The sequence below is a fragment of the Xiashengella succiniciproducens genome (assembly GCF_023674465.1).
Lineage (GTDB): Bacteria > Bacteroidota > Bacteroidia > Bacteroidales > Marinilabiliaceae > Geofilum > Geofilum succiniciproducens.
Map to the genome: position 1 here is coordinate 533,955 of NZ_CP098400.1, position 20,036 is coordinate 553,990.

General features: G+C 43.4%; 15 protein-coding genes. 8 read left to right on the top strand and 7 right to left on the bottom strand.

Going from position 1 to position 20,036, the window contains the following annotated elements; genetic code table 11:
• The first annotated feature begins 159 nt into the window (after positions 1-159).
• From M9189_RS02235 to M9189_RS02255, 5 genes are all read left to right on the top strand, one after another.
• Positions 160-2,796, top strand: coding sequence for a DUF5686 and carboxypeptidase regulatory-like domain-containing protein (locus tag M9189_RS02235; protein WP_250724301.1), 2,637 nt, complete (start codon positions 160-162; stop codon positions 2,794-2,796).
• Positions 2,797-2,862: 66 nt separating this feature from the next.
• Positions 2,863-5,490: a valine--tRNA ligase gene (locus M9189_RS02240; protein WP_250724302.1), complete on the top strand. Its 2,628-nt coding sequence runs from the start codon at positions 2,863-2,865 to the stop codon at positions 5,488-5,490.
• A gap of 138 nt (positions 5,491-5,628) precedes the next feature.
• A complete protein-coding gene (locus M9189_RS02245; RefSeq protein ID WP_250724303.1) occupies positions 5,629-7,599 on the top strand; it encodes a protein-disulfide reductase DsbD family protein in 1,971 nt (656 codons plus the stop codon).
• Between the two features lie 109 nt (positions 7,600-7,708).
• Positions 7,709-9,046, top strand: a complete 1,338-nt coding sequence (locus M9189_RS02250) for an OmpA family protein (RefSeq protein ID WP_250724304.1) — start codon at positions 7,709-7,711, stop codon at positions 9,044-9,046.
• A gap of 10 nt (positions 9,047-9,056) precedes the next feature.
• Positions 9,057-10,361 carry a flagellar motor protein MotB gene (locus tag M9189_RS02255; RefSeq protein ID WP_250724305.1) on the top strand — a complete coding sequence of 435 codons (1,305 nt, stop codon included), beginning with the start codon at positions 9,057-9,059 and terminating at the stop codon, positions 10,359-10,361.
• Between the two features lie 60 nt (positions 10,362-10,421).
• Here M9189_RS02255 and M9189_RS02260 read toward each other — a convergent pair whose 3' ends face one another.
• From M9189_RS02260 to yihA, 7 genes are all read right to left on the bottom strand, one after another.
• Positions 10,422-10,931 (bottom strand): DUF4924 family protein, encoded by a 510-nt coding sequence (locus tag M9189_RS02260; RefSeq protein WP_250724306.1) that lies wholly within the window; start codon positions 10,929-10,931, stop codon positions 10,422-10,424.
• A 228-nt stretch (positions 10,932-11,159) separates the two neighbouring features.
• On the bottom strand, positions 11,160-12,545 hold the full coding sequence (locus M9189_RS02265) for an IS1380 family transposase (protein WP_250722148.1): 1,386 nt from the start codon (positions 12,543-12,545) through the stop codon (positions 11,160-11,162).
• A 194-nt stretch (positions 12,546-12,739) separates the two neighbouring features.
• The gene (locus tag M9189_RS02270) at positions 12,740-13,138 is read right to left on the bottom strand and encodes an RNA-binding S4 domain-containing protein (RefSeq protein WP_250724307.1); all 399 of its coding nucleotides are present in this window, start codon (positions 13,136-13,138) and stop codon (positions 12,740-12,742) included.
• Positions 13,139-13,154: 16 nt separating this feature from the next.
• Complete coding sequence (pth, locus tag M9189_RS02275; protein ID WP_250724308.1) at positions 13,155-13,784, bottom strand: aminoacyl-tRNA hydrolase; 630 nt, start codon at positions 13,782-13,784, stop codon at positions 13,155-13,157.
• A gap of 102 nt (positions 13,785-13,886) precedes the next feature.
• Positions 13,887-14,456, bottom strand: coding sequence for a 50S ribosomal protein L25/general stress protein Ctc (locus M9189_RS02280; protein ID WP_250724309.1), 570 nt, complete (start codon positions 14,454-14,456; stop codon positions 13,887-13,889).
• 144 nt (positions 14,457-14,600) lie between these two features.
• Entirely contained in the window at positions 14,601-15,542 is a 942-nt protein-coding gene (locus M9189_RS02285; protein WP_250724311.1) for a ribose-phosphate pyrophosphokinase, read from the bottom strand.
• 72 nt (positions 15,543-15,614) lie between these two features.
• The gene (gene yihA, locus M9189_RS02290) at positions 15,615-16,217 is read right to left on the bottom strand and encodes a ribosome biogenesis GTP-binding protein YihA/YsxC (protein ID WP_250724314.1); all 603 of its coding nucleotides are present in this window, start codon (positions 16,215-16,217) and stop codon (positions 15,615-15,617) included.
• Positions 16,218-16,366: 149 nt separating this feature from the next.
• Here yihA and M9189_RS02295 point away from each other — a divergent pair, with 149 nt between their 5' ends.
• The 3 genes from M9189_RS02295 to lysA all read left to right on the top strand — a co-directional run bounded on the left by M9189_RS02295 (position 16,367) and on the right by lysA (position 20,023).
• Positions 16,367-17,365, top strand: coding sequence for a type I phosphomannose isomerase catalytic subunit (locus M9189_RS02295; protein WP_250724316.1), 999 nt, complete (start codon positions 16,367-16,369; stop codon positions 17,363-17,365).
• 164 nt (positions 17,366-17,529) lie between these two features.
• Positions 17,530-18,840: an aspartate kinase gene (locus tag M9189_RS02300; RefSeq protein ID WP_250724318.1), complete on the top strand. Its 1,311-nt coding sequence runs from the start codon at positions 17,530-17,532 to the stop codon at positions 18,838-18,840.
• A gap of 28 nt (positions 18,841-18,868) precedes the next feature.
• A complete protein-coding gene (gene lysA, locus M9189_RS02305) occupies positions 18,869-20,023 on the top strand; it encodes a diaminopimelate decarboxylase (RefSeq protein WP_250724320.1) in 1,155 nt (384 codons plus the stop codon).
• The last annotated feature ends 13 nt before the right edge of the window (positions 20,024-20,036 follow it).

The window sequence follows — 20,036 nt, forward strand, 5'->3', positions numbered from 1 at the left end:
GTTGGACTGTCTTTGTTTATATCTAGGCTTTCAAAAGATAATTTGCTGATAAGTAATGGAATGATTGAAAAAAGAAACATGACTTTTATCATAATGGAACTTTGGCATTTTTTTTGACGCTTAAGTGCTCGTCCCTAAAACTCCCAAAATACTTATATTATGCAAGCTAACCACCTACCCAGGCTTTTATTAATTCTATCCTTTTTCTTGTTGTCATGCTTTCAGCTTAGTGCCGCCGGCTTATCAGGTTGGGTACGTGATACCAAGGGCAACCCTGTTCCAGGTGCGACTGTTTATATCTCTGAGCTAAGAACTGGCACAGCAAGCAACAGTGAGGGATATTATCAGGTGTCTTTAGCACCAGGCGTCTATAACCTCACTTTTCAGGCTGTGGGTTTTGAAAAGCGTGTGTTGAAGGTTTCAATCATTGAAGATCATTACGAAGAGTTGAATATTGAACTACAGGAGGGGCTGTTTCATATCCCTGAGGTCCGCGTTTATTCAGGAGGAGAGGACCCTGCCTACGCCATGATGAGAAAAGCCATTAGTCTGGCTCCCTACTATCTGCAACAGGCCAGTAGTTACGAGTCGGAGGTTTATTTACGGGGTTCCTTTGTTTTGGATAAAGTCCCTAAAATACTAGGTAAGGGTGTATCAGTGAGTGTCAATAGTCAGGAGGCTCAGGTAGGCGAGACCTATACATATGAGTCATTGAATCGTCTTCAATTCATTGCTCCTGATACTTTTCATCATACAATAGTTAGTTCCCGCAGTACCTTTTCCGGACTGGATGATAATTCACCCATTGGATATATCAATTCAAGCTTTTATGAGAATGATAACGACTTGTTCATCTCACCTCTTTCACCTCAGGCAATGCGACATTATAAGTTCAGGTATGAGGGCTATAGCATGGATGGCAATAGGGTGATAAATAAGATACGGGTAATTCCACGTCGTAAAAGTCAACAGTTATTGGAAGGAGATCTGTATCTGGTGGAGGGTTTGTGGTGCATTCATTCGGTGGATTTCAGTCTTGAAACTTTTTTCGGCGTTGTAAACATGCGCCAAATGTACGCACCCGTGTCGGATGGGATCTGGTTGCCAGTTAGTCATAATTTCAGGATAGTTGCCTCTATCATGGGGCTGAAGGGTAAGGCAAACTATATGAGTTCTGTCAAGTATCTGGAAGTGGTAAGGAATATGAAACTGAGCCCTCCTGCTCTTATTGCTGATAAGCTTGCAGTTGAACCGGCTCCGGCTGAGGAGGTTTCAAAGCCTGTTAGCACAAAAGACCAGCGCCGGATGCAGGAGTTGATGGAGAAAGAAAATCTAAGCAACCGGGATATGATACGTTTGGCTGCCCTGATAGAAAAGGACAGCCAGCGACAAGAGACTAAGCGTAAGGAGGTTCTTGAGATTAAAAGCACCTATATGTATAAGATAGAGAACGATAGTCTGTATCGTGACTCTGGCATCTGGGAGTCTATACGACCCATTCCCCTCACGTTGGACGAAAAGCGTTCCTTTGCTGTTAAGGACAGTTTGCTGGCGGTGAGCAAAGACTCCCTGGCGTCAGATTCCGCAACTACAGCTAAGAAGTTTACAAAAATTCTAAGCCAGATATTGGATGGACCAACCTTCCCCAGAGAGGGAGCCTATAAGTTTCGTTACGGAGGCCTGACTGATCTTTCTGCCCTGGGCTTTAATGCGGTGGATGGATGGCGATATGGGCAAAAAGTGGGATTTGAGTGGCAGCAGGATACTCTACATAGGCTCAAAGCTGATGCTTCTGTAGGTTATGCATTTGCGCGCAAGAAGTGGTATGGAGAACTGACCCTACAACAAGACTATCAGCCCTTGCGACGTGGTTTGATCAAGGTTTCCGGAGGAACTGGAGCCTATGATTTTAAAGGGGATATGGGACTGAACTACCTGATTAATATGGGAGCCTCACTCTTGTTTAAAGAGAACTACTGGCGTCTGTATCACAATGATTTCCTGAAGGTGAGTAATGAAGTGGATATTGCCAACGGCTTGCGTCTTACAACAGACATTGCATGGCACAATATGGCACCCCTGGGCAACTCAACAAACTATTCATTCTTTTATCGGGATAAGGAGTATTATGATAATGTGGTAGAAAACAGGGGAGTGGTTAATCAGAATTTTGATGCACAAAAGGCTTTAGTCTGGTCGGCCGGTCTTGAATATACGCCTCGTCAGTATTATCGTATAGCGAATGGCAGAAAGCAAGCCTTGCATTCAGCATACCCCACTTTAACTGCAAGGGTGGAGCAAGGTCTGGAAGCTTTAGGTAGTACAGCTGATTACCTTTTATTAGAAGGGGGTATTTACAAAAAGGCCGATTTTTCATTCAAGCCCTCTTTCTCGTGGGCACTTGATGGGGGTTATTATTTACGCAACAGGCAGATGCATTTTTCTCAGTTCAAGCATTTCCAATCCTCATCATCTCCACTCATATTTAACGATTTTACTGATGGCTTATTTTTGCTTGATGATTATGAGGCATCCACTAATTCATGGTATATGAGGGCAGGAGCCACGTATTCATCTCCCTGGATGTTGATAAAAAATCTGCCATTTTTCAGTAATAGGGTATGGAATGAAAACCTGCACGTCAACTACCTGCATACACCTGAGAACCCGCATTACTTTGAGACGGGCTACAGTATCAGTCGTATTTTCATGGTTGGAAGCATTGGTGTGTTTGCCGGTTTCTCTGAGGGTAGTTATTCACATTGGGGTCTTAAGGCTGCCATCACCTTGTGGTGATGGCAAATATTTTCTATTTTTGCTGCTTAACTGCCCGAGAGGCATATTTCTGAACAACGCAGAACCATGGAGATAGCAAGTAAGTATGATCCTTCGCAATGCGAAGAGAAATGGTATTCCTATTGGATGGAAAAGGGCTTCTTCAAATCGAAGCCGGATGACCGTGAACCTTATACTATAGTCATCCCCCCGCCAAATGTGACAGGTGTGTTGCATATGGGGCACATGCTCAACAACACTATACAGGACATCCTGATCAGACGTGCCAGGATGCTTGGAAAGAATGCCTGTTGGGTACCGGGTACCGACCATGCTTCAATTGCTACGGAGGCTAAGGTGGTTAACAAACTGCGTGAGCAGGGCATTGCAAAGACTTCCCTTACACGTGACGAGTTCCTGAAACATGCCTGGGAGTGGACAGACAAGCATGGAGGTATCATCCTTGAGCAGCTTAAGAAGCTTGGTGCTTCATGTGATTGGGATCGTACCTGCTTCACAATGGATGAGACAAGGAGCAAGGCTGTTATTGAAGCCTTTGTTGACCTGTACCGCAAGGGATATATTTACAGGGGTGTGAGGATGGTCAACTGGGACCCCAAGGCCCTTACTGCTGTAAGTGATGAAGAGGTTAACTACAAGGAGCTTGATTCAAAGCTTTACTATATAAGATACAAGGTCGACGGAACTGCTGACGAATATGTGACGATTGCAACAACCCGTCCTGAGACTATACTTGGTGATACTGCAGTATGCGTTAATCCGGCTGATGAGCGTTTCAAGCATCTTGTTGGCAAGCGTGTGCTTGTTCCTCTTATCAACCGTTCAATCCCTGTTATTGCAGATGAATACGTTGATATGGAGTTTGGTACCGGCTGCCTTAAAATCACACCGTCGCACGACGTCAATGACTATGAGATAGGCCTGCGTCACAACCTTGAGAGTATCAACATCCTTAATGATGACGGTACCTTAAGTGAGGCTGCCCAGATCTATGTAGGCCGTGATCGCTTTGAGGTTCGTGATGAGATAGAAGGAGCCCTCAAAGAAGCAGGCAACCTTGTAAAGGTTGAGAACTACAAGAACAAGGTAGGTTTTTCAGAACGTACGGATGTGGTTATCGAGCCCCGTCTGAGCACCCAGTGGTTCCTCCGTATGGGCGAACTTGCAAAGCCTGCTCTTGATGCAGTACTGAATGATGAGGTACGTTTTCACCCGGCCAAGTTCAAGAACCTCTACCGTCACTGGATGGAGAATGTCAAGGACTGGTGTATCTCGCGTCAGCTTTGGTGGGGACACCGTATTCCGGTTTACTACCTGGCCGACGGTTCCTTTGTTGTCGCTGCCACCGAAGAGGAAGCTCTTGCTTTGGCTAAGGAAAAGACAGGCAATCAGGCACTGACAATGGCTGATCTGCGTCAGGATGAAGACGTGCTTGATACATGGGCATCTTCATGGTTATGGCCTATTTCAGTATTTGACGGCTTTGGCCCTGATAAAAAGGATATAGATTATTATTATCCTACATCTGACCTGGTTACTGCCCCTGATATCATATTTTTCTGGGTGGCACGTATGATTATGGCCGGGTATTATTTCAAAGGCAAGAAGCCTTTCAGTAATGTTTACTATACCGGAACGGTTCGTGACAAGATCGGACGCAAGATGTCTAAATCATTGGGCAACAGTCCCGACCCGCTTGACCTGATAGCAATTTACGGTGCTGATGGTGTTAGGGTAGGTATGTTGCTGTGTTCACCTGCCGGTGGTGACCTTCGTTTTGACGAGAGCTTGCCAGAACAGGGAAGGAACTTTGCAAACAAGATATGGAATGCCTTCAGGCTGGTCAAGGGATGGCAGGTAAGCGAAACTGCAGAGCAGCCCGAAAGTGCACGCCTGGCTATTGAGTGGTTTGACAACAGACTGCAGAAAGAACTTGCAGCAATTGACGATATGTTCTCCAAGTATAGAGTGTCAGATGCCTTGATGGCAGTTTACAACCTCTTCTGGGATGAATTCTCAAGCTGGTATCTTGAGCTTGTTAAACCTGCTTTCGGACAACCTGCTGATGCGAAGACCTATGAGGCTACGATCTCATTCTTCGACCAGATGATGAGGCTAATCCATCCCTTTATGCCCTTTATCACAGAGGAGATATGGCAGCAGCTAAGCCCACGCAAGGATGGTGAAAGCATTATGGTAAGCATGATGCCTGAAATCCATGGATACGATGAAGCTCTGCTCCAGGATTTCGAGTTGGTTAAGGAGGCTGTCCAAAATATCAGAACAGTAAGGAAGAACCACAATATCGCAATGAAGGAAGCCATCGAACTAAAGGTAATGGCCGGTGAGGATGGTTATGTGGAACGCTTCAATGCTGTTGTAAGCAAACTAACAAACCTGTCATCGGTGACTGCTGTCACCGAAAAGCCCGGATCTGCTGCAGGCTTTATGGTCAAGTCATCCGAGTTTTTCGTTCCTCTTGCATCTACTATTGATCCACAGGAAGAACTTGCAAAGCTGAAGGCCGAACTGCAGTACGCTGAAGGTTTCCTTGCCAGTGTTATGAAGAAGCTCGGTAATGAACGTTTTGTTGCAAGTGCTCCTGCGAATGTGGTAGCTTTGGAACAACAGAAAAAGGCTGATGCCGAAGCCAAGATCGCAGTGCTTAAGGATAGAATTGCAGAGTTGCAATAATATAGCATTAGATTGCCATAGCCCCCGGATGCCCGAGTATCCGGGGTTTTTTGTTTTGATATATAGAAAACACTACATTTGATGAACCATACAATCTTAAGCCCGTTGTAAGTTTTACACAATAAACGTACATAAGATATGAATTCAGTAAAAGTTTGGTTGTCCGTTATTTTACTTATTATTGCTACTTCGATAAGTGCCCAGGTGCTAAAGCCGGTTAAGTGGAGTTTTGCGATCAACCGTCTTAGTGATACTGAAGCTGAAGTGGTTGCTACAGCTTCGATAGAGGGGGAGTGGCACCTGTATGCAGCCAATATCCCTGAGGGAGGACCAGTTCCCACGGCACTGGTGTTTGAGGAGAATGAGGCTTACAAGCCCGTTGGTGAGTTGTTACAATCACCTGAGCCAAAGTTCTTCCATGACGAAAACTTCGATATGGAGCTGGCGTATTTTACCGGTTTTGCCAAGCTGACACAAAAGATCGAGATATCTAAGCCCGGCAAACATAAAATTAAGGGCTATGTAGTATTTATGGCCTGTGATGATAGTCGCTGCCTTCCTCCTGATGAGGTGGAATTTGAACTGATATTTGAAAGTACAGGTGCTGCATCAGATCAGAGCAGCCTTGCGATTACACCTGAATCGGATTCCAGCTCCGGGCAGACTGCTGACCGTGGTTTCTGGGGTATATTCTGGCTGGCCTTTCTGGGTGGATTGACAGCTCTGCTCACACCTTGCGTATTCCCCATGATTCCACTTACAGTAAGTTTCTTTTTAAGGAATGCCGACAACAAAGCCAGAGCTTTCCGTGACGGATTCGTATATGGTATTACTATAATGCTTGCTTATCTTGTGCTGGGCCTGGCTATCGCACTTATCTTTGGTGCCGATGCGCTCAACCGTATGGCAACAAGTCCGGTATTCAACGTAATCTTCTTTGTACTGCTGATTGTTTTTGCGGCATCTTTTCTGGGGGCATTCGAACTTACAATGCCGTCAAAGTGGTCAACAAAACTGGACTCAAAGGCCGACCAGAAGGGTGGCCTTATTGGTGTTATGCTGATGGGACTGACCTTTGTTCTGGTATCATTTTCCTGTACCGGTCCGATAGTTGGCTACCTTCTTGTTGAAGCAGCAGTAGCAGGTAGTATCTATGCTCCTGCCGTAGGTATGTTTGGATTTGGTCTGGCATTAGCCATACCCTTTGCCCTCTTTGCAATGTTCCCTGCAGCTATGAACAAGTTGCCCAAGTCAGGTAGCTGGATGAACTCCGTCAAGGTTGTGCTGGGCTTTGTAATCCTGGCCCTTTCACTTAAGTTTCTTTCAGTTGCCGATTCAGTAAGCCATTGGGGACTACTTGACAGGGAAGTCTTCCTTGCATTGTGGATCGCAATATTCTTCCTACTGGGATTGTACCTGATTGGTGCTATAAAGTTTTCGCATGATAGCGAACTTAAGTACCTTGGTGTTCCACGCTTTGGACTTGCTATACTGACCTTTGCCTTTGTTGCCTACCTGATTCCCGGCCTTTGGGGTGCACCACTGAAGGCAGTGGGCTCCTTCCTACCCTCAATTACAACTCAGGATTTCAATCTTAATGAAGTAAGGGGGGGGCAGGTTGTTGCTCCTGTAGCTGAGTTAAAGGGCAAGAGCATTAAAGCCGGACCATACGGCCTTGTCAAGTACACAGACTATGACGAAGGATTGGCTGCAGCAAAGGAGGCCGGAAAGCCTATCTTTCTGGATTTTACCGGTCATGCATGTGTCAACTGTAAGAAGATGGAAACCACTGTATGGTCTGATAGCAGGGTAAGAGATATGCTTGCAAACGACTTTATTATCATCTCGTTGTATGTGGATGACAGGACCGTGCTTCCTGAGGATCAGCAGTTTGTTTCGGAGACAACGGGAAAGAAGATTCGTACAGTGGGCAACAAGTGGACTGATTTTATGATAAACAGATATAAGGTAAATAGTCAACCTTACTACGTCATTTTAGATCATAATGAGGTAGTGCTAAACACTCCACGGGGCTTCAATTCTGACACCGAAGCCTATGTTGAATGGCTTAGGGAAGGCCTCGGGGCCTTCCGCTTATCCAATGAGTGATGAACGTTTGTCCTATAAAACATTAGATTAATAAAAATCATCGGCGAAAAGTGGACTATGAGAGTCAGATGTGATATTTTTAGACCTTAATGCAGACAAATTCAAGTCTATGAAAAAAGGTTTACTGATTCTGCTCTCCACTTTATTTATCAGCACCATTGCAATCGCACAGATTGACTTTGGTAAACTGGAAGAGGAACAGATATACCAGCCTGACCGGAAGTATAATACATGGTCAGTAACAGTAGGTTACGGACCAGTTGTGTACTATTCCGATGTTATTGATTACACTGTATTTCCCTCTTCAGACCTCAAACTTGGTCCCGCACTCAGGGTGGCCAAGCAGCTTGGTCGCTCATGGGCTATTGAGGGTGAGTTTATAATGGCCGATATGTACGGCAAAAAGTACCAGCGCTATTTTGAAGGCGATCTGATGCAGGGATCACTAAATCTTAAGGCTTATATCAATCAGATAATTTTCAACGGTCCAATCCGCGACAGGTGGAATATCTATGCAAAAGCCGGTCTGGGTGTGAATTTCTTTCGCTCAACCATGCGTAGGCAGGTTGATGGGAGTCTTCTTACTAAGGGCGATATATTTACTGGTGTATCAGGATATCCTTCCAATTACAGCGGTTGGTTTGAGGATGATTACCTTGTGATGGGGTATCGTCGTAATGGATACGCTGCGGGTGAAAAGACGGACAGAGAGAGGGTAATGGTTGTTCCCCTGGGAATAGGTGTAAACTACAGGCTAAACAAGAGCTTTGACCTTGGGGTTGAGGCTACGCTTCACAATATGACAAAGGACAATCTTGATGTGGATATGACAGGAGCTGACAACGACTCCTATATGCATGCTTCATTCTCAATTACCTATAAGATTGGTAAAAAGAACAAACGTCATGCTTCATGGACCTACAAGGATTTCAATCTGTCATACGAACGTGACCGTAGGATGCAGGACAACCTTGCACAAAAGCTTGACTCACTGCAACAGGTTCTTAAGGACCTTAGTGTTGTGCAGGGGGATACCTCTGTTATGGGCGACACGACCTATATTAGCCGCAAAGAGATAATTCGTGAGGAGACTCTGTCTGCATCAGTATTCTTCGATTTCGACAAGAGTGAGATTACTGAACGCAGCCATCGTACTCTTGCCGCTGTTGCCCGTTTTATGAAGGAAAATCCTGATATAAATATTACAATCCAGGGCTATACCGACCAACGCGGTAGTGCTGAATACAATATGCAGCTGAGTCAGAAACGTTGCAATAATGTGCTTATGGTTCTGGTTGAGGATTACGGTATTGATAAGTCACGATTTACGGTAGTTCCTAAGGGAGATACCGAACTGTTGTCAGATACCAGAAGTCTTGCACCACGCGGTATTCACCTGGTTAACCGGAGAGTGGATATCTTTCAAACACCTAATCCACAACAATAAATAAGCCTTGATGAGAGCTTTAGCTGCTATAGTGTTACTGTTTGTTGCGGGAACTCAACTTGAAAGCCAGGTAAGGCAAACCGATACTCGCGAACTGACTGAGGAAATGCGTTTTTCGAGGGAAAAGCAGTTCAATTCCTGGGCAATAAACGTGGGCTACGGCGCTGTCTTTATGTATTCCGACATCAAAGATTTTGATGTGATTCCCGGAAGCTCCATTCGCTTTGCTCCGACTGTCTGGATTAGCAAACAGCTTTCTCCATCTTTTGCAATAGACCTGCAATATATCAATGGTGAAATGTATGGCAGGTCTGAAGCTTACCAGGGTGCAGATGACCTATATTTCAAGGGAGAGATGAACGATATAACTCTCAATGGAGTATTCTATATTAATCAGCTTAGAGAGTTTCCTGGTCCAATCAAAGACAGGTGGAATTTCTACTTCAAGATAGGAGCAGGTGTTAATTTGTTCAGGTCAAGACTTCATTTCGCTTCTAATGATGAAGTAGTCCGCGAGAACTACTTCAATATGCATTCGCCCCGTTATCTGGTAGTAGGGTACGAACCCTATGATGATCCGTATACCAAGACTGATCCGGAGCTTGGTATTATGGTTCCTATGGGCTTTGGTGCCATGTATCGTATCAACAGCAGCTTTGACATGGTACTTGAATCAACAATGAGATTCTCGGCAAATGACAACTGGGACAACGTACTGACCGGATCCACCAACGATCGCTACCTTTTTACCGGACTGACCCTTAGCTATAAAATCGGTAAGAAGGACAAACGCCATATGAGGTGGACTTACCGTGGTTATGGTTTCTCATTGTTCCGCAAAGCTCAGAGTATTGATCCAGTGGCTGAGGAGATCAGGAAACTGGAGGATGAGATAGCTAATCTGCGCAAGCCAGTCACAATAAAGGATTCGGTAATTGTTGATGAATCCCTAACCCGAATTTATGAGACACTTAAGGTAAGAAATATCTTCTTTAAGCCGGGTGCTGAAATTGAGTTCAGCACCGAGGACCTTATCCTGATTGCAGAGACAGTGGTCGAGATGAAACAGAATCCGGGCAAATATGTGGATCTGTACGGATATGTAGATGAAGGCGACCCGGGCGATCATAGCGAATTGTCAAGAATCCAGTGTGAAAAGATAAGGGATGTTATGGTCAATCAGATGGCAGCTAATCCTAATTTTATCAGAATCTTTGCCCGGGGTTCGGAAGGCATATTTAAACATGCATCCTCAACCAGCAGTGAGGTTGCAAAGAGAAGCAACAGACGAGTAGATATAGTATTTAGAAACTAATATTTTATAGAATAGATTTTTAAGTGAAGGAAACTTTGCTGGTACAATAAGGTTTCAGGTTTATAAGGTTTCTTTATCCTCCAGCTCAAGGTCTCCGTTTTGGTCATCCTTATAATATTTGGAAAGCAGAGCCATAAATGAAGCAAACTCCTTTAGTGCTTGCTCTGTTTCCCTACTGATTTCCATCTTTTTAAGTCTGAGCAGAAAGCTATTGTACAGGGCACTGAGCATTAGCTCAATATCATTTGATGGCTTTGGGAGGGTTTTCGTTTCAAGCTCTTTAAGTATTGGAACCAGAGCCTGAAATTTCATATGGTAGGGGATGAACCTGTCGGAGTGCAGTAGTCTCAGGTGCAGGTTGTTTACATCATTAACCGTATTGATAAGTACCTGAAGGTGGCCGGTAAGCTGTTTGTTTTCATGCTTCAGCATAATACACAGGTTGTCCCACCAGTCTTCAATTTCCTCATTCAGCCGTTGGTCACCTGAACTATAGGAGGGTAGTACGTTTCTGCGGATAAGATCCATATCGCAGTTGTTGGCACGTATGATACTCTCAACATGCCACATATATAATACCTAAATTGAGCGATTCGTAATTTCACCTGCCCCCGTCGTCTCACTTGATTTCAAAAAAACGGAAATTTTCTCAGAGGTAGGCTTCTTTCGTGTACTTTTTCAACGAAAATTCAGTTCTGTTTTTCACTCAAACCGAACTTTATCGCATTTTCTATGGGTCTGGACATAAGTCTCCCATTACCACTACGGGTTTACAATCCTGAGGTATGTTGTTCTGCCTTATGCAAACTGAATTTTCGGCGGTGACTGACACCGTTCCCATAACTCTTCAATATTTATCGTTTCATAAATTACTCTGGTGACATTCAGGACAATACTCCTTGCCCTTGAGGTTATCTTGACAGCAAAATCAATAAGCTTTCTTCTGAATGTATTAGGATATACGGTTACCGGAATAACCTCTGCGGTAACATCTTGTTTGTATGCTTCGAAAATAAAGTGTGTAACTACCAGCATAAAATAATAGGCTCTGTTCATTCCAAAGGATTTAAAAGGAAGTTGTTCTCTGGTAGCAAGCTCTTTAATGCTACGATGTATCAACTCGTCGGCTCCTCTTTGGTGTGATTTTCGTATGATGGTATCAGCTTTAAACCACTCATCTCCACCGGATGCCCGAAGCCTTTTGTCAGCGACAGGACAGTTCCCGATATTGGTATAGATGACGCTGTCAGGCTTACCAAATTCCATTACGTACTGCCCGGTATCATCCCGGTGCAATCTGGTAAAAAAGCAACGACGAAACTTGGACCAGGATTTCAACTTGCTGGCAAATTCCGCAAATTGCCAGACTGCTTTATTTTTAGTGATTTTGCCCAAAGTGTCAATGGGTAAAGCCTTTACATATTCAGTAACATCATTGTACAATTTTCCTGTTGTAATGTAATGTATATTAAGCTCTTGCTCGAATATCTCGTACGCTTTCTGATCCGCAAACCCACTATCGGCGCACACCACAATAGGGACTTCTTTGGAGTATCTCTTGCGTATCAGATTTACTATAGAGCGTACCCTGTCGGTGTAATCTGATCCATGATTGGAATGAGCACTTCCTTTTCTAAAGGTCACGTCTATCAGAAACGAGCCCCAGCATATATGAAGTGGCTGAAACCCTTTCTTACGCTTGTAAGTGACCTCGCAACCTTCGCGTTTCGCAGCATCGTCATTATCCAAAACCATGGTGTCAATGCCCAGTTCTATAACTTTGGGTTTGGATATGTGAAGCCTCCAGATAAACAGTTCATTAAGTATCTTATTGAATACCGAGTTTGAAATAACGGACAGCTTCCCAAAAAAACGTTTGACCTGGTGAGAAGAGGCCAATTGGTCGGTCTTGCATTCAAGCAAACATGCATATCCTTCATCCTTTTTACTTTGATCAAAACTGCTTATGGCCATATTTGTGCCATCTATAAAAAATGCAACAATCTGTTTTACAAACTGTTGAAGCTGCAAGCCTTTGCTGTTTCCAGTAAGCAGAGAAGAAACATTACGCGATATTAGCCCATATAAGCCAATTTGCTCAGTGTAGCGAAGAAATAAAGGGAGCCCTCCACGACCAGAAATTTTATTGGTTGTAATGCCGATTTTTGTTATCTTCGTACTCATAAAAGATAGTCTTGTGCACCTAAATGGTGAAGTGTTGTTTTTTTATTTTAATACCTCTAAAATACACATTATCAAGGTTATAAGCAAGCTATCTTTTATTTTTTTTTGTATAAATCGCTCAATATAGGTAATATGTATTCGGCGATATTTTCCTTCTTTTTCTGTTGTGCTGTCAACATTGGAGCATGGTTTTATTATAGGTCTTCTCCTGAATCGAAGAATTCGTCGAGGTCACGCCTTTCTTTCTTTGTCGGACGTCCTAAACCGCGAGGTCTGTTCAGCTTATTGGCTATCTGAGTAAGGCGCAAGAATTCAAGATCTTCTTCAGGTGTAACATCCTTTATAAAGTCAGGTGTTAGTTTCGCTCCCATACGATTACCTGCAAGGGCAAGCACCTTGTATTGCTTTACTATAGGAGGGCTCTTGACCGATATAATATCCCCAACCTTTACCACACGGGATGACTTGACCGGTTGTCCGTCAATCATTACCCGCCCTTTCTTGCATTCCTCTGCGGCAATGCTGCGGGTTTTGAAGAGGCGTACGGCCCACAGATACTTATCTATACGTATTTGTTCCTTTTCTTCCATCATCTGAGAATCAGAAGACTTACTTATTATTGTACATGCTCATGGTTCTTTCAATCCCTAAGGTAGCGAAACTCCGTATTATTTCAACGGCTTGTCCGAATCTCTCAGGCAAAGCTGCAGCTTCCTCAGAATTCCATTTGCCAAGTACGTAGTCAACCTGATGGCCCTTACCAAAATTATTACCTATACCAAACCTAAGTCTGGCATATTGGTTATGTCCAAGTGACTCATTTATATTCTTGAGTCCGTTGTGTCCAGCGTCACTTCCTTTTGATTTCAAACGAAGCTTACCAAAGTCAAGAGCCAGATCATCTACTACCACAAGTAGGTTTTCTACTGGGATATTCTCTTTTTGCAGCCAGTATCTTACTGCTCTTCCGCTCAGGTTGACATAGGTAGTTGGTTTCAAAAGTATGAATATACGCCCTTTGTACCTGTACTCGGCAGTAAAACCATAACGGCCGTCTTTGAACTCAAGTTTTTCCTCACCTGCAAGGTGATCAAGTATGTCAAAGCCCACATTATGCCTTGTATGCGCATATTCTGAGCCTATATTTCCCAATCCTGCGATTAAATATTTCATGCCTGGGTCTATAGCTTCATTAGTGCCGGATGATCCCTTAAACCAGGATAATACTCTTTTTAACATTGTGTTGCCGGATTTGAAGCCTTTGTTGAATAGGTGTTTTACATATACACAAAAACCTCCATATTATGAAATACGGAGGTTTTTGATAAAAAAAGATCGTTATTAGTCTTTTTGTTGTGCGGCACGAGCTGCACGAGTCAGCTTAACAGCAGCAACAACTGAATTCTTAGCATTCAGAAGCTCAATACCTTCGTAATTCAGTTCACCAACCTGAACACCCTTACCAAGTCCAAGGTTGGTAATGTCAACTTCAAGTACATCAGGCAGATTTTTGATCAGACCCTTAACTTTAAGTTTCCTTTGCTCCAGAGATAGCTTGCCACCAGCTTTAACACCTTCAGCAAGACCTACAAGCTTAACAGGAAGTTCAATAACAACCGGCTTGTCTTCAAATACCTGAAGGAAGTCAATGTGGATAAGGTCTCCTGATACAGGGTGGAATTGTTTGTCCTTAATGATGGCGCTATAGTTTGTTCCATCAATGTTAAGGTTTACAATATATACATTGGGTGTATACAGAAGCTTTCTGTACTCATTGTCTTCTGCAGAAAAATGTATATTCTCCTTACCTCCGTAAAGCACTGAGGGCACTTTGCCGCTTTTGCGCAGCTCTCTTGTAGCAGCTTTTCCTAGGTTCTCTCTCTTAGCTGCTTTAATCTCAATTGTTTGCATCTTAAATGTTTTAGTTTGTGCTACTCAAAATTAAGTCAAAGATGTAATCTTAATTTCCCATCACACCTTTCCCGAAAATCGGGCTTGCAAAGATATAATTTATTACTTAAGAGTACCAAATTGTTGATCGTATTTGTCAATGTATCACATTATAAAGTGTGAACTAATTGACTGGTTGCTGTAGACTTTCAGGATTGTATCAGCAAATAACGGAGCCACACTCAACACTTTAATTTTTGATGTTTCCTTACGAAGTGGGATAGAGTCGGTAACATACAACTCTTTCAAGGCCGAATTTTCAATGCGCTCATAAGCCGGATCTGACAATACGGGGTGTGTTGCAAAAGCGCGAACGCTTAATGCTCCCTGATTCATCATCATTTCTGCAGCTTTAGTCAGAGTACCTGCCGTATCAATCATGTCATCTATGATGATTACATTCTTGCCTTCAACATCACCGATGATTCTCATCTCATCAACAACATTAGCCTTGGATCTGTACTTGTGACAGATTACCATTGGAGTACCGAGGAACTTGGCATATGAATTGGCTCTCTTGGTACCACCAACGTCAGGAGATGCAATTACCAGATCGCTAAGTCCCAGACTGCGGATATGAGGGACGAAGATTGCTGATGCATAAAGATGATCCACTGGAATATTGAAGAATCCCTGAATCTGATCTGCATGCAGGTCCATTGTGATCACACGGTCAACCCCGGCTACCATCAGCATATCAGCAACAAGTTTTGCTCCTATCGAGACACGCGGCTGGTCCTTGCGATCCTGGCGCGCGAAGCCAAAATAGGGGATAACTGCAACAATCTTGCTTGCGGATGCTCTCTTGGCTGCATCAATCATCATCAGCAGCTCAAAGAAGTTCTCTGTTGGAGGAATGGTTGATTGGACGAGGAACACATGGGAGCCCCGAACGGTTTCTTCATAGACGGTAGTAAACTCGCCGTCACTGAATCTTATTACATTGATGTTGCCCAATTCAATACCGGCACAACTGCTGATCTTTTCAGCCAGATAACGTGTCTGAGTTCCGGGAAAAATCTTAATATCGGCCTTAGGTGCCACCATTAAAGTGTTTTTTATCAGGTTGTTGTAATTGCTTTAATAAGTCCCAAATATAGTGATTACGAATATTCATTATTAGCCATCCCACCTGGTATTTACTTCCTCTATGAAATTCAGGATATCATCCTTACCCATCCCATTCTCGGCTGAGGAGATAAACATCTGCGGAAGCTCGGCCCACTCCTGGAGCATGGTTTTCTTGTAATACTCAATATTACGCATGAGTGCTCCTGGTTTGAGCTTGTCAGCTTTTGTGAAAATCATGGCGAAAGGAATCTGACTCAAGGCCGCACTACGCATAAAATCCATATCCAAGGTCTGTGGTTCGAGTCGTGCATCAATCAGCACAAACAGACACATCATGTTGGTACGTGCATTGAGGTAATCTGCGATAATCTTGCTGAACTTTTCTCTCAGGCTTTGACCAACACGGGCAAACCCATAGCCCGGTAAATCGACCAGGTACCATGAGTTGTTTATTAAAAAGTGATTTATCAGTTGAGTCTTACCGGGAGTGGATGAGGTCTTGGCAAGCTTCCTGGTATTGCACAGCATGTTGATAAGCGAAGACTTGCCTACGTTAGAACGTCCTATGAATGCATATTCCGGCAACTTTGGTGCCGGACAGCTTTTTACGTCACTGTTGCTGCAAACAAATTGAGCGCTCCTAATTACCATTTTTTGAAGTGATTTGGCATTGCAAAAGTAACGATTGTTATCGGCAAACAAAATATTAATAATGCAATTAAGTCTTCAACAAAACTATTTAGGTTTAATTAAGATGCACGATTTTATATATTTGTTGAATATCTAAAAAGTTGCTTACAATGAGTAGTATTTTATATCCTTTGAAATTCAAGCCTATCCTTAAGGATAGGATATGGGGAGGGGATAAGCTTCAAACCCGGCTTAACAAGGACCTGAAAGGGAAAGATAATATAGGTGAGAGCTGGGAACTGTCTGGTGTAGAAGGCAGTATATCCGTTGTGAGCAACGGTTTTCTTCAAGGTAATGATCTCAATGAACTTATAGAAGTATATATGGGGGATCTTGTAGGGGAAAGAGTCTTCAAAAAATATGGTGAGGAATTTCCCCTGCTTATAAAATTTATAGATGCAAATGATGACCTGTCAATACAGGTTCATCCCAATGATGAACTGGCAGCTGAGAGACATAATTCCTTTGGAAAGTCGGAAATGTGGTATATAATGCATGCTGAGCCGGGAGCGGAATTGATTAGTGGCTTTAAGCATGAGACAGAACCGGAACAGTATACAAAGGCTGTGGAGAATAATAGTGTGCTCTCACTCCTTGCCTCGTATCAGGTAAACAAAGGTGATGTCTTCTATATTCCGGCCGGACGGGTACATGCAATAGGGAAAGGGATAATGCTTGCCGAGATACAACAGACCTCCGACCTTACATACCGTATCTATGATTACGACCGGACTGATGCTAAGGGCAATAAGAGAGATCTCCACATTGAAGAGGCTCTTGATGCAATCAATTTTAAAGATACTCATGGCCATAGGCTGGACTATACAACTGAGGAGAATGGTGCTTCAGAGCTGTGTACCACACCATTTTTCAGTACCTACCTTCTTAGTTTTGACAAACCTATAGGGAGGGATTACTACCATCTTGACTCCTTTGTGATTCTGGTCTGTGTTGAAGGAGAAGCCGAAATCTCATTTAATAAGGGACAGGGTGTTGAAACCATAAAGACGGGAGAAACTGTACTTATTCCCGCAGAACTCAACCGTATTGATCTTTTTACTACTACTGGAGCAAAGATTCTTGAAGTCCATATACCTGAGGAGAAGTAATTATTTTACTAAGGGCAGGTATTTTTAGGTGAATTGAAGCTAATATTACGTTTTTGATTTAACGATTTAAGCAAAAACCAGTAAATTTGCAACAATTTGTCATAGGGCTGGTGTGGACGGATCCCTTATATCATGAAACTAACTTTAATTATAATAAACAGGAGATGAAGGTTTTGAAATTTGGCGGAACCTCAGTAGGTTCGGCAGAAAGAATTAAAGAGGTTGCCAGGCTTATTTGTGATGGTAAGCGCAAACTGGTAGTATTATCGGCTATGTCGGGTACTACCAATACTTTGGTTGAGATTGCCAACTACCTGTACAAGAAGAATCATGATGCCGCCAATGAGATCATCAATAATCTTGAAAGCAAGTACTACGCTGAGATTGAAAGGCTTTACAGTACTAATGAATATAAGCAAAAGGGCCATGACCTGATACGTTGTCATTTTGACGAGATCAAAGCCTTTACTATGGATGTCTTTACAGTTAATGAGGAGAAGAGCATCCTGGCTCAGGGCGAGCTGATTTCTACTGCAATGATGAATTACTACCTGCTTGAGCAGGGTATCAAATCAGTTCTCCTGCCTGCCCTTGACTATATGAGAACCAACAAGAATGGTGAACCTGATCATATTTACATAAGGGAGAATCTGGTGCCCATGCTTGAGAAATATCCTGATGCTGAGATTTTTATTACTCAGGGATATATTTGCAGGAACGCCTTTGGAGAGGTCGATAATCTGCAACGTGGAGGAAGTGATTATTCCGCATCGTTAATCGGAGCCGCAATCAATGCTTCTGAAATCCAGATATGGACCGATATCGATGGTATGCATAATAATGACCCTCGTTTTGTTGAGGGTACCAGGTCTATTGCCGAACTGTCTTTTGATGAGGCTGCAGAACTTGCATATTTTGGGGCCAAGATCCTGCACCCTACCAGTGTATTGCCTGCCAAACTGGGCAACATACCCGTACGCCTTCTCAATACCATGGATCCTGCTGCTCCCGGTACTTTGATTTCGGGTAATGAAACATCTGCCGGAATCAAGGCTATTGCTGCCAAGGATAATATCACTGCTATCCGAATCAAATCAGGTCGCATGCTATTTGCCTATGGTTTCATGAGAAAGATTTTCGAGATCTTCGAAAGCTACAAGACTCCTATCGATATGATCACCACTTCCGAGGTTGGTGTTTCTGTTACAATCGACAATGACCGTTTCCTTAACGAGATCGTTGATGACCTCAAGAAATATGGTGCCGTAGAGATTGACACAGACCAGGTAATTATCTGTATCGTAGGTGAACTGAGACGTGAAAACAAGGGCTATGCCGATCGTGTATTTAATGCACTTAAAGAGATTCCGATCAGGATGATTTCTTATGGCGGAAGCGACCACAATATTTCTGTTCTTGTCGCTGCCGAATACAAGAAAGATGCCTTGAGAGCATTGAGTGCACACCTGTTTTAGTGTTGTATAACCAAATAAAATACCCTAGATGCAAAGTCGATTCCCACTTCCAAAATTCAGGGAGATAAAGACCCCATTTTATTATTATGACATGGAATTGCTGGACCGCACCCTTGAAAGTCTTAGCAGGGAGGCCGGTAAATATGGCTTCGTGGTACACTATGCTGTAAAAGCCAATGCTAATCCTGTCATACTTGAAAAAATAAGGAATTACGGGCTGGGAATCGACTGTGTTAGCGGTTATGAGATTCGACGTGCTATTGATTGTGGATTCAAGCCCTCAGGCATTGTCTTTGCCGGTGTAGGGAAGTCAGATTGGGAAATTGAATTGGGGTTGGATAATGATATCGCCTGCTTCAACGTAGAATCAATTCCAGAGCTTGAGATCATAAATCAGATTGCTGCATCGAAAGGTAAAACAGCCAGGGTTGCCCTCCGGGTCAACCCCAATGTGAATGCCCGTACTCACCACTATATAACTACCGGATTAAAGGAAAATAAGTTTGGTATCAATCAGTGGGATCTCGAAAAGGTTGTTACAAGTCTTGAGACTCTTACAAATATTAAACTAGAGGGTATTCACTTCCATATCGGTTCTCAGATTACCGATATGCAGTCATTCCGCAACCTGTGCAACAGGGTTAGTGAGATAATGGATTGGTTTACCCAGAGACGCTACAATCTGAGGATTATTAATGTTGGTGGTGGACTGGGAATTGACTACCAGTATCCTGATGCAAATCCTGTTCCTGATTTTGAGAGCTATTTTAAAGTATTCAGGGACGGCATCAAACTAGGTGAGGGGCAGGAACTGCACTTCGAACTAGGGCGCGCAGTGGTTGGTCAGTGTGGTAGCCTTGTTACTCGTGTGTTATATGTAAAAGAAGGTGTCAAGACCAGGTTTGCTATCGTTGATGCAGGAATGACTGACCTTATAAGACCTGCTTTGTATCAGGCATATCATAAAATAGAGAATATCTCAAGTTCTGCTGCGGAAGAAAAGTATGATGTTGTAGGACCAATATGTGAGTCGTCTGACAGTTTTGGAAAAGCTGTGTCCCTGCCTGAGACATCAAGGGGCGATGTACTTGTAATTCGTTCTGCAGGGGCCTACGGTGAGGTTATGGCTTCGCAATATAATCTAAGACCCCTGCCACACTGTGTCTTCTCAGACAGAGTGTGACAGGGCTCCTGTA

Excerpts from the sequence above, each read along its gene's own strand:
- M9189_RS02235 (WP_250724301.1), top strand. The coding sequence starts at position 160 with ATGCAAGCTAACCACCTACCCAGGCTTTTATTAATTCTATCCTTTTTC.
- M9189_RS02240 (WP_250724302.1), top strand. The coding sequence starts at position 2,863 with ATGGAGATAGCAAGTAAGTATGATCCTTCGCAATGCGAAGAGAAATGG.
- M9189_RS02245 (WP_250724303.1), top strand. The coding sequence starts at position 5,629 with ATGAATTCAGTAAAAGTTTGGTTGTCCGTTATTTTACTTATTATTGCT.
- M9189_RS02250 (WP_250724304.1), top strand. The coding sequence starts at position 7,709 with ATGAAAAAAGGTTTACTGATTCTGCTCTCCACTTTATTTATCAGCACC.
- M9189_RS02255 (WP_250724305.1), top strand. The coding sequence starts at position 9,057 with ATGAGAGCTTTAGCTGCTATAGTGTTACTGTTTGTTGCGGGAACTCAA.
- M9189_RS02260 (WP_250724306.1), bottom strand. The coding sequence starts at position 10,931 with ATGTGGCATGTTGAGAGTATCATACGTGCCAACAACTGCGATATGGAT.
- M9189_RS02265 (WP_250722148.1), bottom strand. The coding sequence starts at position 12,545 with ATGAGTACGAAGATAACAAAAATCGGCATTACAACCAATAAAATTTCT.
- M9189_RS02270 (WP_250724307.1), bottom strand. The coding sequence starts at position 13,138 with ATGATGGAAGAAAAGGAACAAATACGTATAGATAAGTATCTGTGGGCC.
- pth (WP_250724308.1), bottom strand. The coding sequence starts at position 13,784 with ATGTTAAAAAGAGTATTATCCTGGTTTAAGGGATCATCCGGCACTAAT.
- M9189_RS02280 (WP_250724309.1), bottom strand. The coding sequence starts at position 14,456 with ATGCAAACAATTGAGATTAAAGCAGCTAAGAGAGAGAACCTAGGAAAA.
- M9189_RS02285 (WP_250724311.1), bottom strand. The coding sequence starts at position 15,542 with ATGGTGGCACCTAAGGCCGATATTAAGATTTTTCCCGGAACTCAGACA.
- yihA (WP_250724314.1), bottom strand. The coding sequence starts at position 16,217 with ATGGTAATTAGGAGCGCTCAATTTGTTTGCAGCAACAGTGACGTAAAA.
- M9189_RS02295 (WP_250724316.1), top strand. The coding sequence starts at position 16,367 with ATGAGTAGTATTTTATATCCTTTGAAATTCAAGCCTATCCTTAAGGAT.
- M9189_RS02300 (WP_250724318.1), top strand. The coding sequence starts at position 17,530 with ATGAAGGTTTTGAAATTTGGCGGAACCTCAGTAGGTTCGGCAGAAAGA.
- lysA (WP_250724320.1), top strand. The coding sequence starts at position 18,869 with ATGCAAAGTCGATTCCCACTTCCAAAATTCAGGGAGATAAAGACCCCA.